The sequence below is a fragment of the Hyphomicrobiales bacterium genome, from assembly GCA_039989895.1.
Classification (GTDB): Bacteria; Pseudomonadota; Alphaproteobacteria; order Rhizobiales; family JACESI01; genus JACESI01.
Window position 1 is genome coordinate 434,546 of sequence record JBDXGY010000006.1, and the last position, 21,840, is coordinate 456,385.

At 47.9% G+C, this 21,840-nt stretch carries 15 protein-coding genes; 11 read left to right on the forward strand and 4 right to left on the reverse strand.

All coding sequences use genetic code 11. The annotated features are described in order from the left end of the window. Nucleotides 1-104: 104 nt before the first annotated feature. From ABJ081_08620 to ABJ081_08630, 3 genes are all read left to right on the forward strand, one after another. On the forward strand, nucleotides 105-3,011 hold the full coding sequence (locus ABJ081_08620) for an FAD-linked oxidase C-terminal domain-containing protein (protein MEP6356733.1): 2,907 nt from the start codon (nucleotides 105-107) through the stop codon (nucleotides 3,009-3,011). A gap of 69 nt (nucleotides 3,012-3,080) precedes the next feature. Then, nucleotides 3,081-3,707 carry a GntR family transcriptional regulator gene (locus ABJ081_08625; GenBank protein ID MEP6356734.1) on the forward strand — a complete coding sequence of 209 codons (627 nt, stop codon included), beginning with the start codon at nucleotides 3,081-3,083 and terminating at the stop codon, nucleotides 3,705-3,707. 58 nt (nucleotides 3,708-3,765) lie between these two features. Further along, the gene (locus ABJ081_08630; GenBank protein MEP6356735.1) at nucleotides 3,766-4,512 is read left to right on the forward strand and encodes a creatininase family protein; all 747 of its coding nucleotides are present in this window, start codon (nucleotides 3,766-3,768) and stop codon (nucleotides 4,510-4,512) included. A 2-nt stretch (nucleotides 4,513-4,514) separates the two neighbouring features. On the opposite strand, the gene ABJ081_08635 is transcribed toward ABJ081_08630, so the two are convergent. Both ABJ081_08635 and ABJ081_08640 read right to left on the reverse strand, forming a co-directional pair. Next, nucleotides 4,515-6,866 (reverse strand): heavy metal translocating P-type ATPase, encoded by a 2,352-nt coding sequence (locus tag ABJ081_08635; protein ID MEP6356736.1) that lies wholly within the window; start codon nucleotides 6,864-6,866, stop codon nucleotides 4,515-4,517. Nucleotides 6,867-6,931: 65 nt separating this feature from the next. Continuing rightward, complete coding sequence (locus tag ABJ081_08640) at nucleotides 6,932-7,822, reverse strand: LysR substrate-binding domain-containing protein (protein ID MEP6356737.1); 891 nt, start codon at nucleotides 7,820-7,822, stop codon at nucleotides 6,932-6,934. A 225-nt stretch (nucleotides 7,823-8,047) separates the two neighbouring features. Between ABJ081_08640 and katG the strand changes: the two genes are divergently transcribed. Continuing rightward, nucleotides 8,048-10,225: a catalase/peroxidase HPI gene (katG, locus tag ABJ081_08645; protein MEP6356738.1), complete on the forward strand. Its 2,178-nt coding sequence runs from the start codon at nucleotides 8,048-8,050 to the stop codon at nucleotides 10,223-10,225. A gap of 64 nt (nucleotides 10,226-10,289) precedes the next feature. Here the strand turns inward: katG and phaC are convergent, their stop codons facing one another. Continuing rightward, nucleotides 10,290-12,023 (reverse strand): class I poly(R)-hydroxyalkanoic acid synthase, encoded by a 1,734-nt coding sequence (phaC, locus tag ABJ081_08650; GenBank protein ID MEP6356739.1) that lies wholly within the window; start codon nucleotides 12,021-12,023, stop codon nucleotides 10,290-10,292. A 529-nt stretch (nucleotides 12,024-12,552) separates the two neighbouring features. Between phaC and ABJ081_08655 the strand changes: the two genes are divergently transcribed. From ABJ081_08655 to ABJ081_08680, 6 genes are all read left to right on the forward strand, one after another. Then, nucleotides 12,553-12,912: a hypothetical protein gene (locus ABJ081_08655; GenBank protein MEP6356740.1), complete on the forward strand. Its 360-nt coding sequence runs from the start codon at nucleotides 12,553-12,555 to the stop codon at nucleotides 12,910-12,912. 65 nt (nucleotides 12,913-12,977) lie between these two features. Beyond that, on the forward strand, nucleotides 12,978-14,150 hold the full coding sequence (locus tag ABJ081_08660) for an LL-diaminopimelate aminotransferase (GenBank protein ID MEP6356741.1): 1,173 nt from the start codon (nucleotides 12,978-12,980) through the stop codon (nucleotides 14,148-14,150). A gap of 70 nt (nucleotides 14,151-14,220) precedes the next feature. Beyond that, nucleotides 14,221-15,525 carry a homoserine dehydrogenase gene (locus ABJ081_08665; protein ID MEP6356742.1) on the forward strand — a complete coding sequence of 435 codons (1,305 nt, stop codon included), beginning with the start codon at nucleotides 14,221-14,223 and terminating at the stop codon, nucleotides 15,523-15,525. A gap of 70 nt (nucleotides 15,526-15,595) precedes the next feature. Then, entirely contained in the window at nucleotides 15,596-16,588 is a 993-nt protein-coding gene (gene glpX, locus ABJ081_08670) for a class II fructose-bisphosphatase (protein ID MEP6356743.1), read from the forward strand. Nucleotide 16,589: 1 nt separating this feature from the next. Further along, entirely contained in the window at nucleotides 16,590-18,407 is a 1,818-nt protein-coding gene (gene recJ / locus ABJ081_08675; protein ID MEP6356744.1) for a single-stranded-DNA-specific exonuclease RecJ, read from the forward strand. After that, complete coding sequence (locus ABJ081_08680) at nucleotides 18,400-19,623, forward strand: TIGR03862 family flavoprotein (GenBank protein ID MEP6356745.1); 1,224 nt, start codon at nucleotides 18,400-18,402, stop codon at nucleotides 19,621-19,623. The genes recJ and ABJ081_08680 overlap by 8 nt, the downstream gene beginning before the upstream one ends. Before the next feature lie 5 nt (nucleotides 19,624-19,628). On the opposite strand, the gene acdA is transcribed toward ABJ081_08680, so the two are convergent. Continuing rightward, nucleotides 19,629-20,864: a 3-sulfinopropanoyl-CoA desulfinase gene (gene acdA / locus ABJ081_08685; protein ID MEP6356746.1), complete on the reverse strand. Its 1,236-nt coding sequence runs from the start codon at nucleotides 20,862-20,864 to the stop codon at nucleotides 19,629-19,631. Between the two features lie 103 nt (nucleotides 20,865-20,967). On the opposite strand from acdA, the gene ABJ081_08690 reads away from it, so the two are divergent. Further along, nucleotides 20,968-21,825 carry a LysR family transcriptional regulator gene (locus ABJ081_08690; protein MEP6356747.1) on the forward strand — a complete coding sequence of 286 codons (858 nt, stop codon included), beginning with the start codon at nucleotides 20,968-20,970 and terminating at the stop codon, nucleotides 21,823-21,825. Nucleotides 21,826-21,840 lie beyond the last annotated feature (15 nt).

Genomic DNA, 21,840 nt, shown 5'->3' on the forward strand with positions numbered 1-21,840 from the left:
TGCAAAGTGCTAATATGCTTTCAAAGCTATTGCAGACGTTGTTTCATTGTGCATATTTAATTTTGTATTCAAAAAACAGTCAAGCGAAAAGTTAGGTTTATTTATTGAGCTTTATTTCAGGATCAGTTTTAGAGCGTCGCCTTAGACAAGAAATTGAAGGTGAGGCTCACTTTGGTGCCTTTGATCTGGGGCGCTATTCCACGGATGCGTCAATTTATCAGATGATGCCGACTGGTGTTGTGATCCCAAAAAATACTGCTGATATTGAAAAAGCAATCAAAATCGCCCGAGAAGAGGGAATTCCAATACTCCCTCGTGGTGGCGGCACCTCGCAGAGTGGGCAGACGGTCAATCATGCATTGGTTATTGATAATAGCCGTCATCTCAACAAAATACTTGAACTTGATGTCCAAGGTCGCCGCTGCGTTGTGGAGCCGGGCATTGTGCTTGATGATCTAAACCGCGCTTTAAAGCCACACGGCCTTTGGTTCCCAATAGACGTCTCCACGGCCTCGCGCGCCACTATTGGTGGGATGGCTGGAAATAACTCATGTGGTGGGCGTTCATTACGCTATGGCAAAATGCGCGATAATGTTTTGTCTGTTGATGGCATTCTAGCTGATGGCACGGCTATGCACTTTGGGTCGGTGGATAAAATGCGCGAGAGTGAGTTTGTTCAATCCATGCTGGATCTGGGTGCGCGTGAAGCGGATGAAATTTCGGCGAAATTCCCAAAAGTACAGCGCCGTGTTGGCGGCTATAACATTGATGCCTTGATCCCATCTAATACCCCTGTAAATCTCGCCCACCTTCTTGTTGGTTCAGAGGGAACGCTTGCTTATTCTACAGCGATTGAATTGAAGCTATCGCCGCTCCCTGGTGCGAAGGTGATGGGGATTTGCCATTTTCCTACTTTCTATCAGGCGATGGAAGCACCACAGCATCTTGTAAAACTTGGGCCGCAAGCGGTTGAACTGGTTGATGCCACAATGATCGGTTTAGCGCGCGATATTTCTATGTTTAAAAAGACTATGGATGAGTTTGTGCGCGGCGAACCGGAAGCTCTACTTCTAGTGGAATTTGCCGAAGGCAGTGACGCTAAGAATTTACAAAAATTGGAAGAGCTTGAAGATTGCATGAGCGACCTTGGCTTTTCATGGAAGGCTGAAGGTAACCAATGGGGCGGCGTAGTTTCGGTGACGGACAATCGCCTACAAGGCGATATTGCTGAGGTGCGCAAATCCGGCTTGAATATTATGATGTCTATGAAGGAGGCTGGAAAACCGATTTCTTTTGTTGAAGATTGTGCTGTTGAATTGCCCGATCTTGCCTATTACACGGAACGTCTGACGAAGATATTTGAAAAGCACGGCACGCGCGGCACATGGTATGCTCATGCTTCTGTCGGTTGCTTGCACGTGCGCCCTGTTCTCAACATGAAACTGGATCAAGACATCAAGACAATGCGTTCGATTGCCGAAGAATGTTTTGAGATGGTGAAATATTATAAGGGCTCTCACTCCGGTGAGCATGGCGATGGCATTGTGCGTTCCGAATTTCATAAAATGATGTTCGGTGAACAGATGATTCAAAACTTTAATGAAGTTAAGCAACATTTTGATAGTAATAACATTTTCAATCCTAGAAAAATAGTTGATCCACCGAAAATGGATGATCGAACACTGTTTCGCTATGGGCCTGATTATAGTGTCAAAGATTTCAAAACAGAGCTTGATTGGTCACCGTGGCCGGGGTCTGCTGGGGGGTTTCAAGGCGCGATTGAAATGTGCAATAACAATGGTGCCTGCCGTAAAATCAAGGGTGGTGTCATGTGTCCGTCTTATCGCGTTACCCGCGATGAACGTGACGTTACACGTGGGCGAGCCAATAGCCTGCGCCTTGCTATTTCCGGACAACTTGGCGAGGGCGCTCTGACCTCGGATGAGATGCGGGATACCATGAAGCTGTGTGTTTCCTGCAAGGGCTGTAAACGCGAATGCCCAACGGGTGTTGATATGGCTCGCATGAAGATTGAAGTCACAGCCGCCCGCGCTAATGAATATGGTCTAAGCCTGCACGATAAGTTGGTTGGCTATCTGCCACGCTATGCACCCTATGCCTCAAAAGTGGCGGCGCTTATGAATTTGCGCGACAAGATACCTGGCCTCGCTAAATTGCTTGAAAGCACCACAGGATTTACGGCCAAAAGAAGACTACCAAAATGGCATAACAAAGCTTTTCGTGATGAAGAAGTGGTGCCGAATGATAATCCGCAAGCCGTGTTATTTGCCGATACATTTAATCGCTATTTTGAACCTGAAAACCTGCGTGCGACAATTAACGTTTTGAAGGCGGGGAATATCGCATTCGATATTGCGCGACCAACCAAAGGTGAAAGGCCGCTTTGTTGCGGGCGCACACTCTTGTCAGTGGGGCGCATTGAAGAAGCGCGCAAAGAGGCAAAAAGATTGATTGACGCTCTGCTCCCTTTTGCAAAAAAAGGTGTGCCAATTATCGGGTTAGAGCCAAGCTGTTTATTGAGCCTACGCGATGAATTGCCTGCCCTTTTGCCGGGTGAGGATGCAGCGCTTGTCGCTGAATATGCCAAGATGTTGGAAGAGTTTATCGCTGATAAAAGCGAGGCAGGAACAATCAAATTGCCATTAGATGCGCCTGCGAAGAAAATTATGCTGCATGGTCATTGCTATCAAAAGGCAATGGGTGTTGTCTCAGATATTCAAAAGACGCTGGCGCTTTTGCCTGAAACGCAAGTCGAGCTTGTTGAAACAAGCTGCTGCGGCATGGCTGGTTCATTCGGTTATGCCAATGAGACGCATGATATTTCCATGCAAATGGGTGAACTTGATTTGCTGCCTGCCGTGCGAGCCGCGGATTTTGACACCATCGTGGTGGCTGATGGCACCTCTTGTAGACATCAAATAGTGGATGGAACGGGTAGAAATGCCATTCATGTGGCTCGTGTTATAGAAATGGCCTTAAAAAAAGGGTAGTTAGATAAAAAAAGGTAACGCAACAAAATGAACGTCCAAAGCTCAATTCAAACGATCTCAAGAAAGTCCTTGCACGAAGAACTCGTGGAGCGTCTACAAAATTTGATTGTGGAAGGTGTTTTGGCCCCCGGTGAAAAGTTTCCTGAAAAAGATCTTTGTTTGCAATTTGGCGTTTCGCGCACACCAATGCGAGAGGCGCTCAAGGTTTTAGCCGCCGATGGATTGATAATTCTGGAGCCAAACCGAGGCGCTTGGGTGAGCCGCATCACGATTGAGGAATTACAAGAAGTATTCCCCATCTTGGCGGTTTTAGAAGGACTTTCGGGTGAATTAGCCTGTGCCAATATCACCGATGAAGAAATAAAAGCGATTAGAACTCTCCACAATGAAATGCTGACCCATTTTAAAGATCGCAATATTACAGAATATTTCCGCACCAATCAGGAAATACACGAGGCGATTATCAAAGCAGCCCGTAATACCACTTTGGAGTTTCAGCATCGTGGTCTTGCTGTTCGCGCACGAAGAGCTCGTTTTGTCGCCAATATTTCGGATGAGCGCTGGCAGGTAGCCGTTGATGAGCATGAGAGAATGATTAATGCTCTCGAAGCTCGTGATGGTGCGCGGTTAAGTGAAATTTTAAAGCAGCATCTTGAAAATAAATTCGAAAGCGTACGCAAACAAATGGAAGCCTAATCCTGTTTTCATAGACATGGATAGCAGCACTCAATAGTATTTATGCGAAGGTGAATTCATGCAATTGCAGCTCTCTACATGGCAGGAAGTGGACGCATACCTTGAGCGTAGCCAGACCATCATTCTGCCAATTGGTTCCACTGAGCAGCATGGTCCAACCGGCTTAATGGGAACTGATGCACTTTGCCCTGAAGCATTGGCTAAAGCTGTGGGTGATGAGACCGGCGTGATGGTTGGCCCGACATTTGCCATAGGCATGGCGCAACATCATTTGGGCTTTGCAGGTACAATGACGCTGCGGCCATCTACGATTATTGCTATGCTGCTAGACGCGGTCAATTCATTGACCTTGCACGGTTTTAACAAGTTCTATTTTCTTAATGGCCACGGCGGTAATATAGCCACATTATCCGCTGCTTTTTCTGAAATCTACGCACAAACAAGCCTCAATCCGGCGGATAGCGACAAGTCAGCACTTCGCTGCAAACAGCGCAACTGGTGGGATGGCAAACGTTTTCAGGCTCTGTCCAAGGAGTTGTATGGGGCGTCTGAAGGAGGCCATGCAACATGTTCAGAAATATCTCTAACCAATTACCTCTTTCCAGATCAGGTGAAAGAGGCAAAGCTAGACCCAGAAACCGCACCTTATGGGCCGATTTATGATGCTGCTGATTTTCGCTCGCGTTTTCCTGATGGGCGTATGGGATCAAAGCCCTCGCTTTGTTCCGTTGCAGATGGGGAGCGCATATTTGATGCGGCACGCCAAGATATTTTGGATGATCTTAGTAGCTCGTTTTCTAGCTAGACTTAGAGCTGAATTTTCCTCAACCTAAGGGCGTTGGTGATAACGCATAGTGAGGAGAGGCTCATCGCTGCTGCGGCCAGCATGGGTGAGAGTAAAAGCCCAAAGGCTGGATATAAAACACCTGCCGCGATTGGAACTCCCAAAGTATTGTAAGCGAAGGCGAAAAACAGATTCTGTTTGATGTTTCTAATAGTCGCACCCGCCAGTTTTCGAGCTTTGATAATACCGGTGATGTCACCTTTTAAAAGCGTGATGCCAGCACTTTCAACAGCCACATCTGCCCCAGTGCCCATGGCAATGCCAACATCCGCGCTTGCAAGGGCAGGCGCATCATTGACGCCGTCGCCCGCCATGGCAACTTTACGTCCAGCCTGCCGCAGCTCATCAACCAACGCTTTTTTATCTTCCGGCAGCACGCCAGCACGCACCTCATCAATGCCCAATTCTTTGGCGACTGCAAGGGCGGTTTTTTCATTGTCACCGGTTGCCATAATAATGCTGAGGCCAGAGGCGCGAAGGTCTTTGATTGCTTGTGCCGCTGTTGGTTTAATCGGATCACTAACGGCGATAATACCCGCAAACTTGTCGTCTACAGCGATATAGATGGCCGTCTTGCCCATTTTGTTCAAAAGGTCTGCGTGATTTTGCCCATCATTTAATGCCACGCCAAGTTGTTTCATCAAGGCCACATTGCCAAGGCCAACAGCTTTGCCACTGACAATGCCTGTCACACCCTTGCCGGTAATCGATTGGAAGTCTTTGGGGTGTGTCAGTTTGGCTTTATGTTCTTTTGCGGCTTTCACAATGGCGTCGGCCAGTGGATGTTCTGATCCACGCTCCAGTGACGCGGCATGTGAGAGGAGGTCGCCTTCATCAAAGCCGTTAAAAGGCACGATATCGCTCACGCTTGGGCGGCCCTCGGTCAAAGTCCCAGTTTTATCAATCACCAATGTGTCAACATGGGCCATTAATTCCAGAGCTTCGGCATCCTTTATCAAAACACCAAGCTGCGCCCCGCGTCCTGTTGCGGTCATGATAGACATGGGCGTAGCCAATCCCAAGGCACAGGGACAGGCGATGATCAGTACAGACACGGCAGATATAATGGCAAAGACAAAAGCCGGTTCAGGCCCGATGGAGAGCCAGATGAAAAAAGCAAGAAGCGCGATGGCAACCACGGTCGGCACAAAGTAAGAGGCAACCCGATCAGCAAGGCTTTGGATGGGTGCGCGTGAGCGTTGGGCACTGGCCACCATCTCAACAATGCGCGCAAGCATGGTTTCTCTACCAACCTTGTCAGCCTCTATGATAAGAGAGCCATTTTTGTTGATCGTACCGCTAGTCACCTTGTCGCCAGTTTGTTTTTCAACCGGTAGAGGTTCGCCGCTAATCAGGCTTTCATCAATGAAAGACACCCCCTCAAGGACAATAGCGTCGACGGGTACATTGTCGCCCGGTCGCACGCGCAGCCTGTCTCCTTTGATAATATTATCAAGCGGCGCGTCATATTCATCGCCATCAGGGGTGATGCGCCGCGCGATCTTGGGCGCAAGGTCCATAAGGGCGCGAATGGCATCGCCTGCGCGTTCGCGCGCGCGAAGCTCTAATACTTGTCCCACAAACACAAGGGTAATAATGACCACTGCTGCCTCAAAATAAACCGGTACATGACCACCTGCTTGTTGGAGGGTTGCGGGGAAAAGGGCGGGGAAAAATGTGGCAATCACACTATAGGTATAGGCAGCGCCAACACCGAGCATAATCAAGGTCCACATGTTGAAGTTGCGGGTTTTAAGAGAGGTCCAGCCGCGCTGGAAAAACGGCCTTGCTGCCCAAAGTACAACAGGCGTTGCAAGCGCAAACTCTATGAGGAGGGACGTTGATTCCCCGATCCATTGTCGAAATGGCAAGCCAACCAATGGCCCCATGGTAAGAAGAAGCAAGGGAATAGCCGCGAGGAGGCTAACCCAAAGACGGTGGGTAAAATCGATCAGCTCATGGTTGGGTTCGTCGCTGACACCGCCCATCGGCTCAAGTGCCATACCGCAACTAGGGCAAGGCACTGGTGTCTCTTCAAGAACCTCAGGGCACATAGGGCAAATGTATTGCGCGCCTTCCTGTGGAACGACCTTTAGACGCTTATTATTACCAGAGATATAGAAAAAGGGATCGGCTTCAAACTTGTCGTGGCAGCCTGTTGAGCAAAAATGATAGTCCTGTTCTTTGTGAACAAGCTGCGGTTTGCCGCGCCCATGTGTGACGCTCATCCCACAAACAGGATCAATAGATGTCACCTCATTAGATAATAATGAGGCGGCATCATCCGTGTTTTTCGCTGGGGTGTTTGTGAACAAAGGCTTCATCCTATTGGTTGATGTATATATAGAGATAAGCTTGCCTCACACCAATTTAATTTTGACTATTTCTTTGCAGCGTCCCGCACAACGCCAGCGATTTCCATAAGTTGCTTGGCAAGCGGGCTGGTCTTGCGCCAGATCATACCAATGGTGCGCGATGGCGTTGGATTTTTGAAACGGGCGATCGATACCGGCGCTGAGCGGGTTTCAACACTCACGGCCATTTCAGGTATTAAAGTAACACCAAAACCACCACCTACCATTTGAACAAGAGTGGTGAGCGAGCTGCCATCGAGCCATTCTCGTGGTAGCGATGACTGAACCGCGCAAAAGGACAGAGCCTGATCGCGAAAACAATGGCCTTCCTCGAGAAGAAGCAATCGCATTTTACGAAGTGACTCACTATCGGGCGTGGGTTTTCCTTCATCTTCCAGATTGCGAACCAACACAAAATCTTCCTCAAAGAGGGCAACCTCAGTGAAAGAAGGTTCAGATATAGGCAGGGCCACAATAGCGGTATCAAGCTTGCCTTCGACAAGTTCTTGTATGAGCTGTTGCGTCAGAGTTTCACGCACATGAATATCAAGTCCTGCATGCATCTGCGTGAGGTTTTTGATAATGCTTGGCAACAAATAAGGCGCGACCGTTGGGATGAGACCAATACGCAAGCGACCTTCTAATTGATCGCGTGATGCGCGCGCTAAGTCTTCCAATTCATCAACTGAGCGCAAAATCTCACGGGCACGCACAGAAAACGCTTCACCAAAGGGGCTTAAACGAACCTCACGCGCACCGCGTTCAAACAGTGTAGTTCCCAGAGAACTCTCAAGTTCTTTGATTTGCATTGATAGAGCTGGCTGTGAAATTGCACAGGCATTGGCTGCGCGCCCAAAGTGACGATGCCGAGCTAAAGCCTCGAAATAACGGAACTGTTTGAGTGTCAAATTCATCATAAGAATATCTTATAGGAACAATCAGAAAATACAACTTTAACTAATGAGTTGGGTTTGCTAAATGAAGGGTAGCGAATCTAAAGGCGACAACACGTGGCGGCGTGATTTTGTATGAGGTGACGGGTTTATAAAGCCTTCGTCTCATATTCACATAAAACAGCTGTCATAAATCGTCGAACTTTATCTGAGATAAAAGCCAAAAAATAAACACGTTAGGAAAAAAATATGAGTAACGAAGGTAAGTGCCCAGTCATGCACGGTGCGTCTAATCCGTCGACAACAGGTAATTCTGCAAACCAGCAGTGGTGGCCCAACCAGCTAAATCTCAAAATTCTTAATCAAAATTCCCCGCAGGTTGATCCAATGGGCGAGGATTTCGATTATGCAGCAGAATTTAAATCTCTTGATTTGAAAGCCTTGAAAGCTGACCTCACAGAATTGATGACATCCTCACAAGATTGGTGGCCAGCAGATTATGGTCATTATGGCGGTCTTTTCGTTCGTATGGCTTGGCACAGTGCGGGTACATACCGTACCTATGATGGTCGTGGTGGTGCAGGTTCTGGCTCACAGCGTTTTGCCCCTCTCAACAGCTGGCCAGATAACGGTAACCTCGACAAAGCGCGTCGTCTTTTGTGGCCAATCAAACAAAAATACGGCAATAAGATTTCTTGGGCCGATTTGATGATCCTCACGGGTAATGTTGCGATGGAATCCATGGGTTTCAAAACCTTTGGTTTCGGCGGTGGTCGTGCAGATGTTTATGAACCTGAAGAAGATATCTACTGGGGCCCTGAAAAAGAATGGCTTGCTGATGAGCGCTATTCTGGCGAGCGCGAGCTTGCTGATCCTCTCGGTGCGGTTCAAATGGGCTTGATTTATGTCAACCCAGAAGGCCCGAATGGCAATCCTGATCCGTTGAAATCAGCTTTTGATATCCGTGATACATTTAGCCGTATGGCGATGAATGATTATGAAACCGTTGCTCTTGTTGCGGGTGGTCATACCTTTGGTAAAGGCCATGGTGCTGGTCCTGAAGAAAAAGTTGGCGTTGAACCTGAAGGCGCAGATATGGCAGCGCAAGGCTTTGGTTGGATCAATTCCCATGGCACCGGTAAAGGCGACGACACCACAACAGCTGGCTTTGAAGGCGCATGGACTCCAACACCGAATAAATGGAACATGGAGTATTTCGAAGTTCTTCTTGGTAACGAATGGGAAAAAACAACAAGCCCTGCTGGTCATGCTCAATGGACACCAACGGCTGCATCGAATGCCCCCCAAGCGCCACAAGCGCATGATGCATCGAAAACACAACCATTGATGATGACAACAGCGGATATGGCGCTGAAACTTGATCCCGAATATGCGAAGATCTCACAGCATTTTCTAGACAATCCTGATGAGTTCGCGGATGCTTATGCGCGCGCTTGGTTTAAACTGACGCACCGCGATATGGGCCCGATTGTTCGCTATCTTGGTTCAGAAGTGCCATCAGAAGAGCTAATCTGGCAAGATCCAGTTCCAGCTCATGAGGGTGCGGTTATTGGTGACGCGGATATTGCAGATTTGAAAGCAAAAATTCTTGCCTCAGGTCTATCCGTTGCTCAGTTGGTCAACACAGCTTGGGCATCAGCTTCAACCTTCCGTGGTTCAGATAATCGTGGCGGTGCAAATGGCGCACGTATTCGCCTTGCTCCTCAAAAAGACTGGGACATCAACACATCATCAGACGTGGCAAGCGTTATTGCCAAGCTTGAAGGCATTCAGTCAGACTTTAATGCAAGTGGCACAAAAGTATCACTGGCAGATCTGATTGTTCTCGGCGGTTCTGCAGCAATTGAGAAAGCAGCAGGCAATGGCGCAACAGTGCCCTTCACGCCGGGTCGCACAGACGCAAGCCAAGAGCAAACAGATGTTGCTTCATTCGAGGTTCTTGAGCCAAAATTTGATGGCTTCCGTAACTACAAAAATACTCGTGACCCGCGCGCAACAGAGGCTTTGCTTGTTGATAAGGCACAGCTCTTGTCACTAACCGCTCCAGAGATGACAGTGCTCGTTGGTGGTTTGCGTGTGTTAGGTGCCAATGCAGGCGGTTCTAGCTATGGCGTCTTCACGGATACACAGGGAACTCTGACAAATGACTTCTTCACCAATCTGCTTGATCAAAGCACACAGTGGAAATCAGTGGATGATAGTGAAGAGAGTTTTGAAGGAACTGACAGTGCAAGCGGCAAGGTCAAATGGACCGGCACCCGCGCAGACCTTGTCTTTGGTTCAAATTCAATTCTGAGAGGCATTGCGGAAGTCTATGCTCAAAGCGACTCAAAAGAGAAATTTGTCACTGACTTCATAGCAGCATGGACCAAGGTCATGAACCTTGATCGCTTTGATGTTGCTTAAGGCACATTGATAAAAACAATAGAATTTTAAAAGCGGCGTCTCAGTTTAGTGAGGCGCCGCTTTTTTATGTCTCTGGGGTACTCTGCTTCTTCACATAAGAGCCGGGCGCATCTTCTATTGGCTTGTATTTCCGATTGCCGATTTTTCGGGCGGGCACTTGTTCATTATCGAGCCCGTTAATCCATTTATCCCAATATGGCCACCATGATCCCTCATGTGGCGTGGCGCTTGTCTTCCACTTATCAAGATTATCTGGCTCGCTCATTTCTCCGCCAGTCATATAGCCGTATTTGTTCTTAGAGGGAGGGTTGACCACACCCGCAATGTGACCGGATCCGGCTAATACAAATTCTACGGGCCCGCCATAAAAACTTGACCCAAGTAGGACAGACTTCGCGGGGGCTATATGGTCCTCGATAGTGGCCAGAGTGAAAACCGGGATTGTAATTTTGCCAAGATCAATATCTTGCTCCGACAGATGCATACGACCCTCGGTAATATCATTTAGCATATAAAGATGGCGCAGATAAAAAGCGTGGTTTTTAGGGGTCATGCGAGTGGAGTCTGAATTCCAATGCAAAAGATCAAAGGCAGAAGGCTCTTTGCCGCGTAAATAATTATTGACGGCATAAGACCAAAACAGGTCATTTGACCGCAACAAATTGAAGGTTGTCGACATGCGGCCAGCTTCCAGATAACCGCGATTATCCATTACTTTTTCAAGTGCATCAATCTGCATTTCATCTATGAATACAAGAAGCTCGCCAGCATGGGTAAAGTCGACTTGCGTGGTAAAAAATGTCGCTGATGCGATGCGCTCATCGCCAGTTTGGGCCATATGCGCAAGAGCAATAGAACATAAGGTTCCCCCGACACAATAGCCGGCAAGGTCGATCTTGGTATCAGGACAGATGGACGTGACGGCATCACAAGCGGCAAAAATGCCTTTTTCCATATAGGTGTCCCAGCCTGCATAGGCGAGATCACGATTCGGATTGACCCATGAGAGCACAAAAACGGTATTGCCTTGATCAACCATCCATTTGATGAGAGATTTTTGCGGGTTTAGATCGAGAATATAGAATTTATTGATCCAAGGTGGCACGATCAAAACTGGGCGTTTGCGCACCGTTTTTGTGGTTGGTTCATATTGAATAACTTGGCAAATTTCATTTTGAAAGATGACTTTGCCGGGTGTGGTTGCGATATTTTCTCCGACTTTAAAAGCTGTGGGCGATGATTGGCGTATTTTAAGAGCGCCATCACCAGCTTTCATATCTTCCGCAAGCATTTTCATGCCTCGCACCAGATTTTCGCCCTTGGAAGCCAGCGTCTCACGCAAAACTTCTGGGTTTGTGCCTGCAAAATTGGAAGGGGAAACGGCATTGACCAATTGTGTTATATAGAATTGGGCTTTTAGCTTCGTATGATCATCTAACTCATCTGCATCCTCAACCAGATCATTCGCCCAGTTTGCTGTGATAAGATAGGCCTGTTTTAGAAAATCAAAAAGCGGATTTTCTTCCCATTCCGCGTCTTTAAACCGTCGATCGTTTGAACGTGGTTCAACAACCTTTGTGCTTTCTTCGCCAGAAAAACTACGCATGGATTGCGCCCACAATTCCATATATTGCGATGTGATGCGGGTTTGTGCTTCTAGGGCGCGCTCCGGTTTTTCGGTCCAGTATTTTCCAACTTGTGAGATAGTGTTGAAAAAATCATTCAGGCGATCAGCCGTATCCGATTCATTGCCGCGTTCTTCAATTGGTTTTACATAGGCTGATGCAACTTTACCCATTTGCTCAACAATTTGAGCTGTATTTCGGGCAAATGTTTCGGGATCATCAATAAGATTTTTGATATTGTAGATTGGCTCTTCAGTTCTTGAGGACTGTGAACTGTCTTGCTGTGATGTTTCGATCGAAGGTTTTAAGTGCTCAGATGCCTTAGAAGGCGTAGTTTTTCTTTTATTATCAGTGGTTTTTTTAGCTTTAGCCATCTGATCCTCTTAAAAGATGAACAATTCATAGTCGTATTTGTAATTAGTCTATAAAATCAGTTTCGGCTACTTTTATTGGAATCTATAAAATAATAATACCTGTAAACTTTAATTCGGTTTATGATCCTCACTATCGAAAGTGCTTAAACTTTATGTCACGCTAGGGCGCTATACACATAATAGGTCGATGCACAGATGAATGTAATATCTTGCCTTATTTGGAACCTTATCTGTTGACAATGCTTAACAAACAAATCAACACAAAATTGATATGAAAATACACGCGCTTAACAAAACCTATTCGATCTGCCATATCCTTGGCGCAATAATGATTGCGTGCCTTGTTGGCGGATGTGCTGCATCCCCATTAGACAGGGGTGCCTTTGACCTCGAATCTGGAAGTCCTAGTAAATTCGATTCTAAGGGCTTTCCTATTGTTTCCGCTGGGGAATACAAGCGTAATGTTCCATTGAAGCGCACGATTGAGCGTGCGCAACTTGAAGCAGATTTACAGGCCCTTGCTGAATCTCAAGCCTCAGGTGGTGTGAAAGTTGATGAGCGTCGAAGCCAGTTACTTCAACAACGTCTCAGACAAATTGCTCGTACACATGGGGCGACGGCTGAGGCGGAAATCGCGGCTGCCTGCAAAACAGACGCCGATGGCGTGGTTACCTGTAAAACAGATTAATTTATACAGGCGATACACCTGAAATGTGTTATGGCCAGCACAAATTCAATTAACGGACTTTGACTATGGAACAATTTCATTCGACACGGCGACTGCCCCCCTATGTTTTCGAGCCTATTAATAAACTGAAAGCCAAGGCGCGCGGTGAAGGCGCGGATATTATTGATTTAGGCATGGGCAATCCCGATCTTCCCACGCCTGATCATATTGTCGAAAAACTTGTTGAGACGGTCCACCGGCCAGACACACACCGTTATTCTCAATCACGCGGTATTAATGGCCTGCGGAAAGCTCAAGCAGCTTATTATGAGCGCCGCTTTAATGTTACGCTTAATCCAGACACGGAAATAGTCGCTACTCTTGGTTCAAAAGAAGGGTTTGCTAATATGGCTCAGGCGATTACCGCGCCGGGCGATGTGGTATTGGTGCCAAACCCGACCTATCCCATTCATGCTTTTGGTTTCATTATCTCAGGCGGCGTTATCCGCTCTGTGCCTGCAACGCCGAATGAAGAGTTTTTTCGTGCCTGTGAGCGTGCGGTAAAACATTCAATCCCAAGCCCGCTTGCCTTGATTTTGAACTATCCCTCAAATCCAACGGCCTATGTAACTGATCTTGATTTTTACCGTGAGGCTGTTGCTTTTGCGAAGAAATACGATTTGTTCATTTTGTCTGACCTTGCCTATTCAGAAATCTATTTTGATGGCATCAAGCCGCCGTCTATTCTGCAAGTCGATGGAGCAAGGGATGTGGCTGTCGAATTTACATCAATGTCCAAAACATATTCTATGCCTGGTTGGCGTATGGGGTTTGCTGTTGGTAATGAACGATTGATTGCAGCACTTGCGCGCGTGAAATCTTATCTTGATTATGGCGCTTTTACACCGATTCAAGTTGCTGCAACCGCCGCTTTGAACGGTCCTGATGACTGCATTGAGGAGGCTCGAAAAATTTATGGTGACCGGCGCGATGTGATGGTTGAATCTTTCGCACAGGCTGGCTGGGATATTCCTTCACCACCTGCGACAATGTTTGCATGGGCGCCGATTCCTGAAGCTTATCGGGAACTCGGGTCGCTTGAATTTTCCAAGCTCCTTGTTGAAAAAGCGGGTGTTGCGGTCGCGCCGGGCATTGGCTTTGGTGAATATGGCGATGACTATGTGCGCCTCGCGCTTGTGGAAAATGAGCAACGTATTCGCCAAGCAGCAAGAAACGTAAAGCGTTTCCTTGCGTCTTAATGCGGGACAGTGCAAAAGGACGTTTAAGCACTTTAATCATCTAATTTAGTTTTGAGCCATAGGGAATTTTATGTCTGATACTCTCCGCCTCGGCATAGCTGGTCTTGGTACCGTTGGCGCTGCCTTGATGCATATTATCAATAACAATGGTTCTGGAATGGCAGCTACCACGGGGCGTTCTTTAACGGTTTGCGCAGTAAGTGCGCGCTCAAAGAATAAAGACCGTGGATTTTCCATGGATGGTATTGAATGGTTTGATGATCCTGTTGCCCTCGCAAAAAGTAATAGCTTTGACGTTTTTGTTGAATTGATTGGTGGTGATGAAGGTCCAGCTCGTGACAGTGTTGAGGCAGCGCTCAAAGCGGGTAAACATGTTGTCACAGCCAATAAAGCACTGCTTGCCAAACATGGTGTAGCCCTTGCGCTTTTAGCCGAGAAAAACGATGTTGCACTTAATTATGAAGCAGCCGTTGCTGGTGGTATTCCTATCATCAAGACAATACGTGAAGCGCTTTCTGGCAATCAGATAAGCCGTGTGTTCGGTATTATGAATGGCACGTGTAATTATATTTTGACCCGTATGGAACGCGACGAAATCAGCTTTCAAGATTGCTTGGCAGATGCCCAGCGTCTTGGATATGCGGAAGCCGACCCGACCTTTGATGTTGGAGGGCATGATACAGCTCACAAACTCTCAATTTTGACGAGCCTTTCTTTTGGGACACAAATCTCCTTCGATGATATCTATCTGGAAGGTATTGAAGCGATCAGCCTCGATGACATTAAAGCCGCAGATGAACTTGGTTACCGTATCAAACTCCTAGGTGTGGCCCAGCGCACAGGAACTGGCATAGAGCAACGTGTTCACCCTGCCATGGTGCCAAAAACCAGTGCCATTGCCCAAATTGATAGCGTTACCAATGCGGTCGCGATTGAGGCGGACAAAGTGGGAAGTCTAATGCTCAGCGGCCCAGGTGCTGGTGGGGATGCAACAGCATCCGCTGTGGCTGGCGATATAGCTGACATTGCCCGTGGTTTGAAAATGCCAGTATTTGGTCGTCCGGCGGTCGATCTAGTGCCCTATGAGCGCTCTCGTATGCGCAAACATGAGGGGGGCTACTATATAGCCCTTGATTTGCTGGATAAGTCGGGCGCTTTTGCTAGTATTGCAACCAGAATGGCTGAGTGCGACATCTCGCTTCAAAGCGTGGTACAGCGCTCAACTGACAAAGATGCTAAAAACGATGCATTGCCAGTGATTATCATTACCCACGAAACCTCTGAAAAAGCCATTGGTGAGGTACTAGATCTCCTCCTCAAGGATGGTCATGTGGTTGGCGAGCCCAAAATGATTAGAATTGAAAAATTAAACTGAATATTGATGATAGATTTAAGTATATAATGGCAGCATATTCGTTGTTCTAATATAAAGGTCAGGAGAGTGCATGTCCGCGACTGAACAAACCGGATCAGAAAGTTTGGATCGTCGATTAACGATGGAATTAGGCCGTGTAGCCGAGGCTGCAGCTGTTGGCGCCGCCATGTTGCGCGGACAAGGTGATGAAAAAGCTGCTGATCAAGCGGCAGTAGATGCCATGCGTCGTGAATTGAACCAGCTACCTATTGACGGTGTGGTACGCATTGGAGAAGGCGAACTCGATCAAGCGCCCATGCTTTATATTGGAGAACGCGTTGGTACTGGCAAGGGGCCAAAGCTTGACGTTGCGTTGGACCCGCTTGAAGGCACAACCATTTGCGCCAAGAATACCGCAAACGCACTCGCAGTGATCGCGCTTGCTGGCACAGGTAACCTGCTTTATGCGCCTGATGTTTATATGGATAAAATCGCCATTGGACCGGGATATCCAGACGGAGTGATTGATATAGATGCACCTGCTGCAGACAACATCAAATCTCTTGCCAAAGCAAAGGGTGTGAAGCCATCGCATATTCATGCCTGTGTTTTGGATCGCCCAAGACATGCGTCACTCATTGAAGAAATTCGCTCAATAGGTGCTTCAATCCGTCTGATTGGTGATGGGGATGTAGCGGGTATCATTCATACAACAGATCCTGATGAAACCGGCACTGATATTTATATTGGCAGGGGGGGAGCGCCAGAAGGCGTCTTGGCGGCGGCAGCCCTTCGTTGTACAGGCGGACAGATATTTGGTCGTCTTGTTATCCAAAATGAAGAACAGCGCGATCGTACAATCTCCATGGGTATTACGGACCCAAATCAGATATTCACAATGGAAGATATGGCTAAAGGCGATGTGTTGTTTGCGGCAACCGGCGTCACCGATGGCAATATGCTGCGCGGTGTGAAATTCAACCGTGGTAAGGTGATCACAGATACAGTCGTCATGCGCTCATCAACGCGCACCGTTCGCTATATCAAAGGCGTTCATAACGATCTCTCGAAATTCCATTTGTAAGATGTCTATAGACGAAGGCCGGACCTTTCTATCAGTTAAGCAATCAATCAGCGGTAAGCGCTGGGTTGATCGTCTAACACCAAGCTTAGATACAGTGGCCCTCGATATCGCTCAAAAAGCAAATATCCCTGATCTCATTGCCCGAATTTTGGCTGGACGTGGCGTGAGAGCAGATGAGGCGGTTGATTTTCTCAATCCTACAATCAAAAACCTTATGCCTGACCCCTATGTGTTCCAAGACATGGAAGAAGCTGCAAAGCGTATAGCTGATGCGGTAGAAAAGCAGCAAACGGTTGCAATCTTTGGTGACTATGATGTGGATGGTGCCACATCTTCAGCCGTGCTGTATCGTTTTCTCACTGCATTCGGCGTGAGCGCACGCATTTACATTCCTGACCGTATTTTAGAAGGCTATGGCCCAAATCCCACTGCCATTCGCCAATTGGTTGAGGAGGGGGCAGACCTTATCGTCACGGTTGATTGTGGTGTTTCAAGTTTTGACGCGCTCATTGAGGCTGAAAAACTAGGTGTTGATGTTGTCGTGTTGGATCATCATCAGGTTGGCACCGAACTGCCGCCAGCGCATGCCATTGTCAATCCTAATCGGCATGATGATAGGTCAAATCTGGGACATTTGGCCGCTGTTGGCGTCACTTTTATGGCTGTGGTTGCCATTCATCGTATCTTGCGTGAGTCCGCTTCACAGGCTGATGCTGCGAAATCATTCGATTTGTTGAAATTGCTCGATCTGGTCGCCTTGGGAACCGTCTGTGATGTTGTCCCTCTACAAACGCTCAATCGTGCTTTTGTGACAAAGGGAATTATTGCGATGCGCTCTATGGGTAATATAGGTCTTTCAGCGCTTGCTCGTGTCTCTCGTGTTGAGGGGCCTTTGGAACCTTATCACCTTGGCTTTTTGCTTGGTCCGCGCATCAATGCTGGCGGGCGTATTGGAGATGCAGGGCTTGGTGCGCGGCTTCTGACGATGAGTGATGCATTTGAGGCCGATGAAGTGGCGCAAAGGCTTGATGTCTTGAATGCTGAACGCCAAGCTCTCGAAAAAGCAATGCTGGAAGAGGCTGATGCGCAAGCATTTGCTGAAGTAGGGGTGGATGACACCGTAGAGGGCGGTCCCTCTGTCCTGATTACATCAAATACTGATTGGCACCCGGGTGTGTTGGGTATTGTTGCCTCTCGCTTGAAAGACCGTTATCGCCGTCCAAGCTTCGCGCTGGCTTTTGATGCATCTGGTAAGGGGACAGGATCAGGGCGATCCATGAGCGGTGTTGATCTTGGAAAAGCAGTGCGTCTTGCTGTCGACGAGGGCCTCTTGCTGAAAGGCGGGGGACACGCGATGGCAGCTGGTTTGACTGTTGAGCGGGAGAAGCTTGGTGACCTTCGAATATTTTTTGAAGAAATGTTGAAAGATGATGTCGCTAAGGCGCGGGCTTCGCGCTCCATCACAGTCGATGGTGCTTTGACGTCGCGCGGTGCAAGCCTCTCACTTATGGCTGAGATTGATCGGGCTGGTCCTTATGGGCCTGGCCATCCTTCACCTATCTTTGCATTTCCAAGTCATCGCATCACCTATGCTAATGTGGTTGGCAAAGGGCATGTGAAATTGTCATTAAAAGCAGGCGATGGGGTGAGCCTTAATGCCATTGCTTTTCGTGTTGCCGATGAACCTTTGGGAAAAGCGCTTTTGGAAAACAAACAAAAACCGGTGCATCTTGTGGGGCACCTATCAAAGAATAGCTGGCAGGGGCGGGTAACCCCGCAGTTGCGTGTGATTGATGCGGCGTTCCCCAGTCATGTCTGAGGTTAAATCAATAGATGTTGCCGTGATCGGCAGTGGTCCGGCGGGCTTGATGGCTGCGAATATTCTGGCTGAGGCGGGGCGCTCTGTGCAGATCTTTGACGCTAAGCCTTCTTTTGGGCGCAAGTTTTTGATGGCAGGAAAAAGTGGATTAAACATAACAAAAACAGAGTTTAACGATATTTTTCTGAATCAATATCTGAACAAAAATTCCGTCCTTGAAAAGGCCTTGTTGTCTTTCTTGCCGGCGGATGTTGTGCGGTGGTGCGACGCGCTAGATATTGAAACATTCACCGGTTCATCGGGGCGTGTTTTTCCAAAGGCGATGAAGGCTTCACCCTTGCTTCGTGCGCTGCTTAACGAGCTATCTGAAGTAGGGACAGTCTTTTCAACGCGTCATCGCTGGATAGGATTCGAGGGGTCTCATTTGGTTTTTGAGACGCCAGATGGTCGCTTGCTGGTTGAGGCGAAAGTCACTGTTTTTGCCCTCGGCGGCAAAAGCTGGGCAAGGCTTGGTTCGGATGGGGCATGGCAAGAAACATTCGAAAACATGGGCGCTGATGTGGCGACCTTCAAGCCGTCAAACTGCGGGTTTGATTGTCAGTGGGATCAACACTTCATTGATAAATTTGGGGGGCAACCGGTCAAAAATGTTGTGGCCACTTACAAGGACGTTTCTCTGCGCGGGGACTTTGTGGTGACACAAAAAGGCATTGAGGGGGGCGTCGTTTATCCACTCGCGGCATCTTTACGTGATGGGTTAGCAGAAGGCTCCACAGCACTCAGTGTTGATTTGAAACCGGATACATCACTTGTCAAACTTGAGAAGTCATTGTCTCGTCCACGTGGTAAAAATTCATTCTCCAATCATCTTCGTAAATCCATCAAACTAAGCGGCGTGAAGGCAGGCCTTTTGCGTATGGTTGCCCCTGAAACTGACTGGAATGATGTGGCTGCGGTGGCAAGGCTTATCAAAGCCTTACCTATTCAACTTATCCAACCGCGTCCGATTGATGAGGCGATCAGTACGGCCGGGGGTGTTAAGATGGATAATCTGGATGAGTATTTCATGCTAAAAACCCGCGCTGGTACTTTTGTCGCTGGTGAAATGCTCGACTGGGATGCACCAACAGGGGGCTATTTGATAACGGCTTGCCTTGCGACCGGTAAAGCAGCCGGTGAGGGCGCGCTTAAATGGTTGTCAGAAAATAAATCTTAAAACGCTTATTCTGCAGCTTCCACGAAGGCTGTCGTTGGCATTGTTTCAACATAACCATTGCGTGTTTGTGGTGTTTTGATAGAGAGCACGCTGCTGGCTATCTGGTTGCGCAAAATTTCTGCGGTACCGCCGCCAATCGTGAACATGCGCACATCGCGGTACATGCGTTCAATCTTCTCTTGGGCACCGTAACCACGGGCACCAAAAATTTGAAGCGCTTGATTGACTATTTTTATGGCGGCTTCCGAGGCAAAGAGTTTAGCGCGTGCAGCCATTGTGACGTCTGGTGTGTGATGGCCGAATGGACCGGCTGATCTTGCCGCTTCATGCAGCATCAAACGTGAAGCATGGAGCGCTGTATCCATGTCTGCAATCATCCATTGAAGACCTTGGAACTCTGCAATAGGGCGACCAAATTGTTGGCGCTCACTCATATAGCGTTTAGCTTCATCTAAGGCGCCACTAGCAATACCCATCGCAATGGTACCCGCACCGATGCGCTGCGCGTTATAGGCTGCCATCAAATCAGAGAAGCCGTGGTCAGGGCCATTCGGTGTTTCAAGGCGCATGGCTGCGTCAACTTTGAGGTTATCAAATTCAAGCTGTGCTTCTGGCATGCCACAAAGACCGAGTGTGCGCTCGACACCTGTGATCTGGAAGCCTTCAGGATAAGCGCCCGTATCTGGATCACGAATAACGATGAAGGCGCTAATGCCTTCTTCATTGCCGGCTTCATCAAAAGTGCGTGCGAAAATCAGATGTAGCTTGGAAACGCCGCCGCCGGTGATCCAATGTTTGCTGCCATTCAAGACATAGGAAGAGCCTTGTTTGTGAGCCGTGGTCTGCATGTCTGTTGCGGCACTTCCAGCCTCAGGTTCGCTGATGCAAATCGCTGGTTTGTCGCCTTTCAGGACAAGGGGCGCACAAAGTTGTTTTTGTGCTTCAGTGCCATAAAGCATGATGGCGCCAATCGCACCCATGTTGGCTTCGACAAAGACACGAGCCGTTAATGTACAATGACGGGCGAGCTCTTCAGCAACGAGAGAGGCTTCAAAAAGCGTCGCGCCTTTACCGCCATATTCTTCAGGAATTGTCATGCCCATCAGGCCGTGTTCGACCATGGCATCAATGTTTTTCCAGCAATACTTGCGCTTTTGATCAAAAAAAGCTGCGCGAACGCTGAATTTTGTTTCAGCGAGGGTGCGGGCAATTTCTTGTTCAGCTGTTTGTATTGGCTGCATGTTCAAAAACCAGAGTCTCTATAATGAACCCTTATTATTTGCTGATTGCAAATTTAATTCAATGGAATTAAGTTATAGTATAAATACAAAAAAGGTATATTTAGTGAATCTACGAAGTTTAGAAACATTTGTGGAAATTGCGGAGCAAGGCTCTTTCATCCGCACGGCTGAAAGTCTCAATATGACGCTTTCAACGGTTAGTATGCAGATGAAAGTCTTGGAAGATGAGCTTGCGGTTCAACTTTTTGATCGCTCATTTCGCCCGCCCAAATTAACGCCGGTTGGTCGGAAAGTCGCACGTGAGGCAGTTAGTGTGTTGAAAGCAAGCGAGCAGTTGTTTGATATCTGCCGTCCATCTGATGAGCTAACCGGTGATTTTCGTATCGGCTTCGTGCTTACCTCCAGTATTCGCCTGTTGCCTAGGTTCTTGGTCAAGTCCCAAAAAGAAGCCCCAAGCGCAACATTTCATGTGGAAACCGGCTTATCTGATGATTTGGCCAGCCGCGTGGTATCTGGAACATTAGATGCGGCTATTGTAACTGGCGGCAATCTACCGGCCTCTATTGATACGCACATGCTAACACGTGAGGAGATGATTTATTGTTTGCCTCCCAAGGCATCAAGCTGGTCGATTGAGCGCTGCATGAATGAAATGCCGTTTATCCATTTTATGCCACAAACTGGTATTGGTCGCCTTATCGCACAGCATCTTGAAGATGAAGGCTTTAGCCCAAACAGGGTTATCGTCCTCGATAGTGTGGAAGCTGTAGCGGAATGTGTTGATGCGGGGGTTGGTTTTTCAATTCTGCCGGAGCCTGATATCAAGCGTAGTGCTGGTGAAAGCATATCATTACGCTCACTGCGCAAAACGCCGGTGATGCGAGAGCTTGTCTTAGCGTATCAAAAGCGAGGGGCGATCGCAGCAAAGGTGGATGTTTTGGCATCGTTATTTCATGACTAGCACTTCAAGTTATTA

Coding starts and splice junctions, on each gene's coding strand:
- ABJ081_08630 (MEP6356735.1), top strand. CDS start 3,766: ATGCAATTGCAGCTCTCTACATGGCAGGAAGTGGACGCATACCTTGAG.
- ABJ081_08640 (MEP6356737.1), bottom strand. CDS start 7,822: ATGATGAATTTGACACTCAAACAGTTCCGTTATTTCGAGGCTTTAGCT.
- katG (MEP6356738.1), top strand. CDS start 8,048: ATGAGTAACGAAGGTAAGTGCCCAGTCATGCACGGTGCGTCTAATCCG.
- phaC (MEP6356739.1), bottom strand. CDS start 12,023: ATGGGTAAAGTTGCATCAGCCTATGTAAAACCAATTGAAGAACGCGGC.
- ABJ081_08655 (MEP6356740.1), top strand. CDS start 12,553: ATGATTGCGTGCCTTGTTGGCGGATGTGCTGCATCCCCATTAGACAGG.
- ABJ081_08660 (MEP6356741.1), top strand. CDS start 12,978: ATGGAACAATTTCATTCGACACGGCGACTGCCCCCCTATGTTTTCGAG.
- ABJ081_08665 (MEP6356742.1), top strand. CDS start 14,221: ATGTCTGATACTCTCCGCCTCGGCATAGCTGGTCTTGGTACCGTTGGC.
- glpX (MEP6356743.1), top strand. CDS start 15,596: ATGTCCGCGACTGAACAAACCGGATCAGAAAGTTTGGATCGTCGATTA.
- recJ (MEP6356744.1), top strand. CDS start 16,590: ATGTCTATAGACGAAGGCCGGACCTTTCTATCAGTTAAGCAATCAATC.
- ABJ081_08680 (MEP6356745.1), top strand. CDS start 18,400: ATGTCTGAGGTTAAATCAATAGATGTTGCCGTGATCGGCAGTGGTCCG.
- acdA (MEP6356746.1), bottom strand. CDS start 20,864: ATGCAGCCAATACAAACAGCTGAACAAGAAATTGCCCGCACCCTCGCT.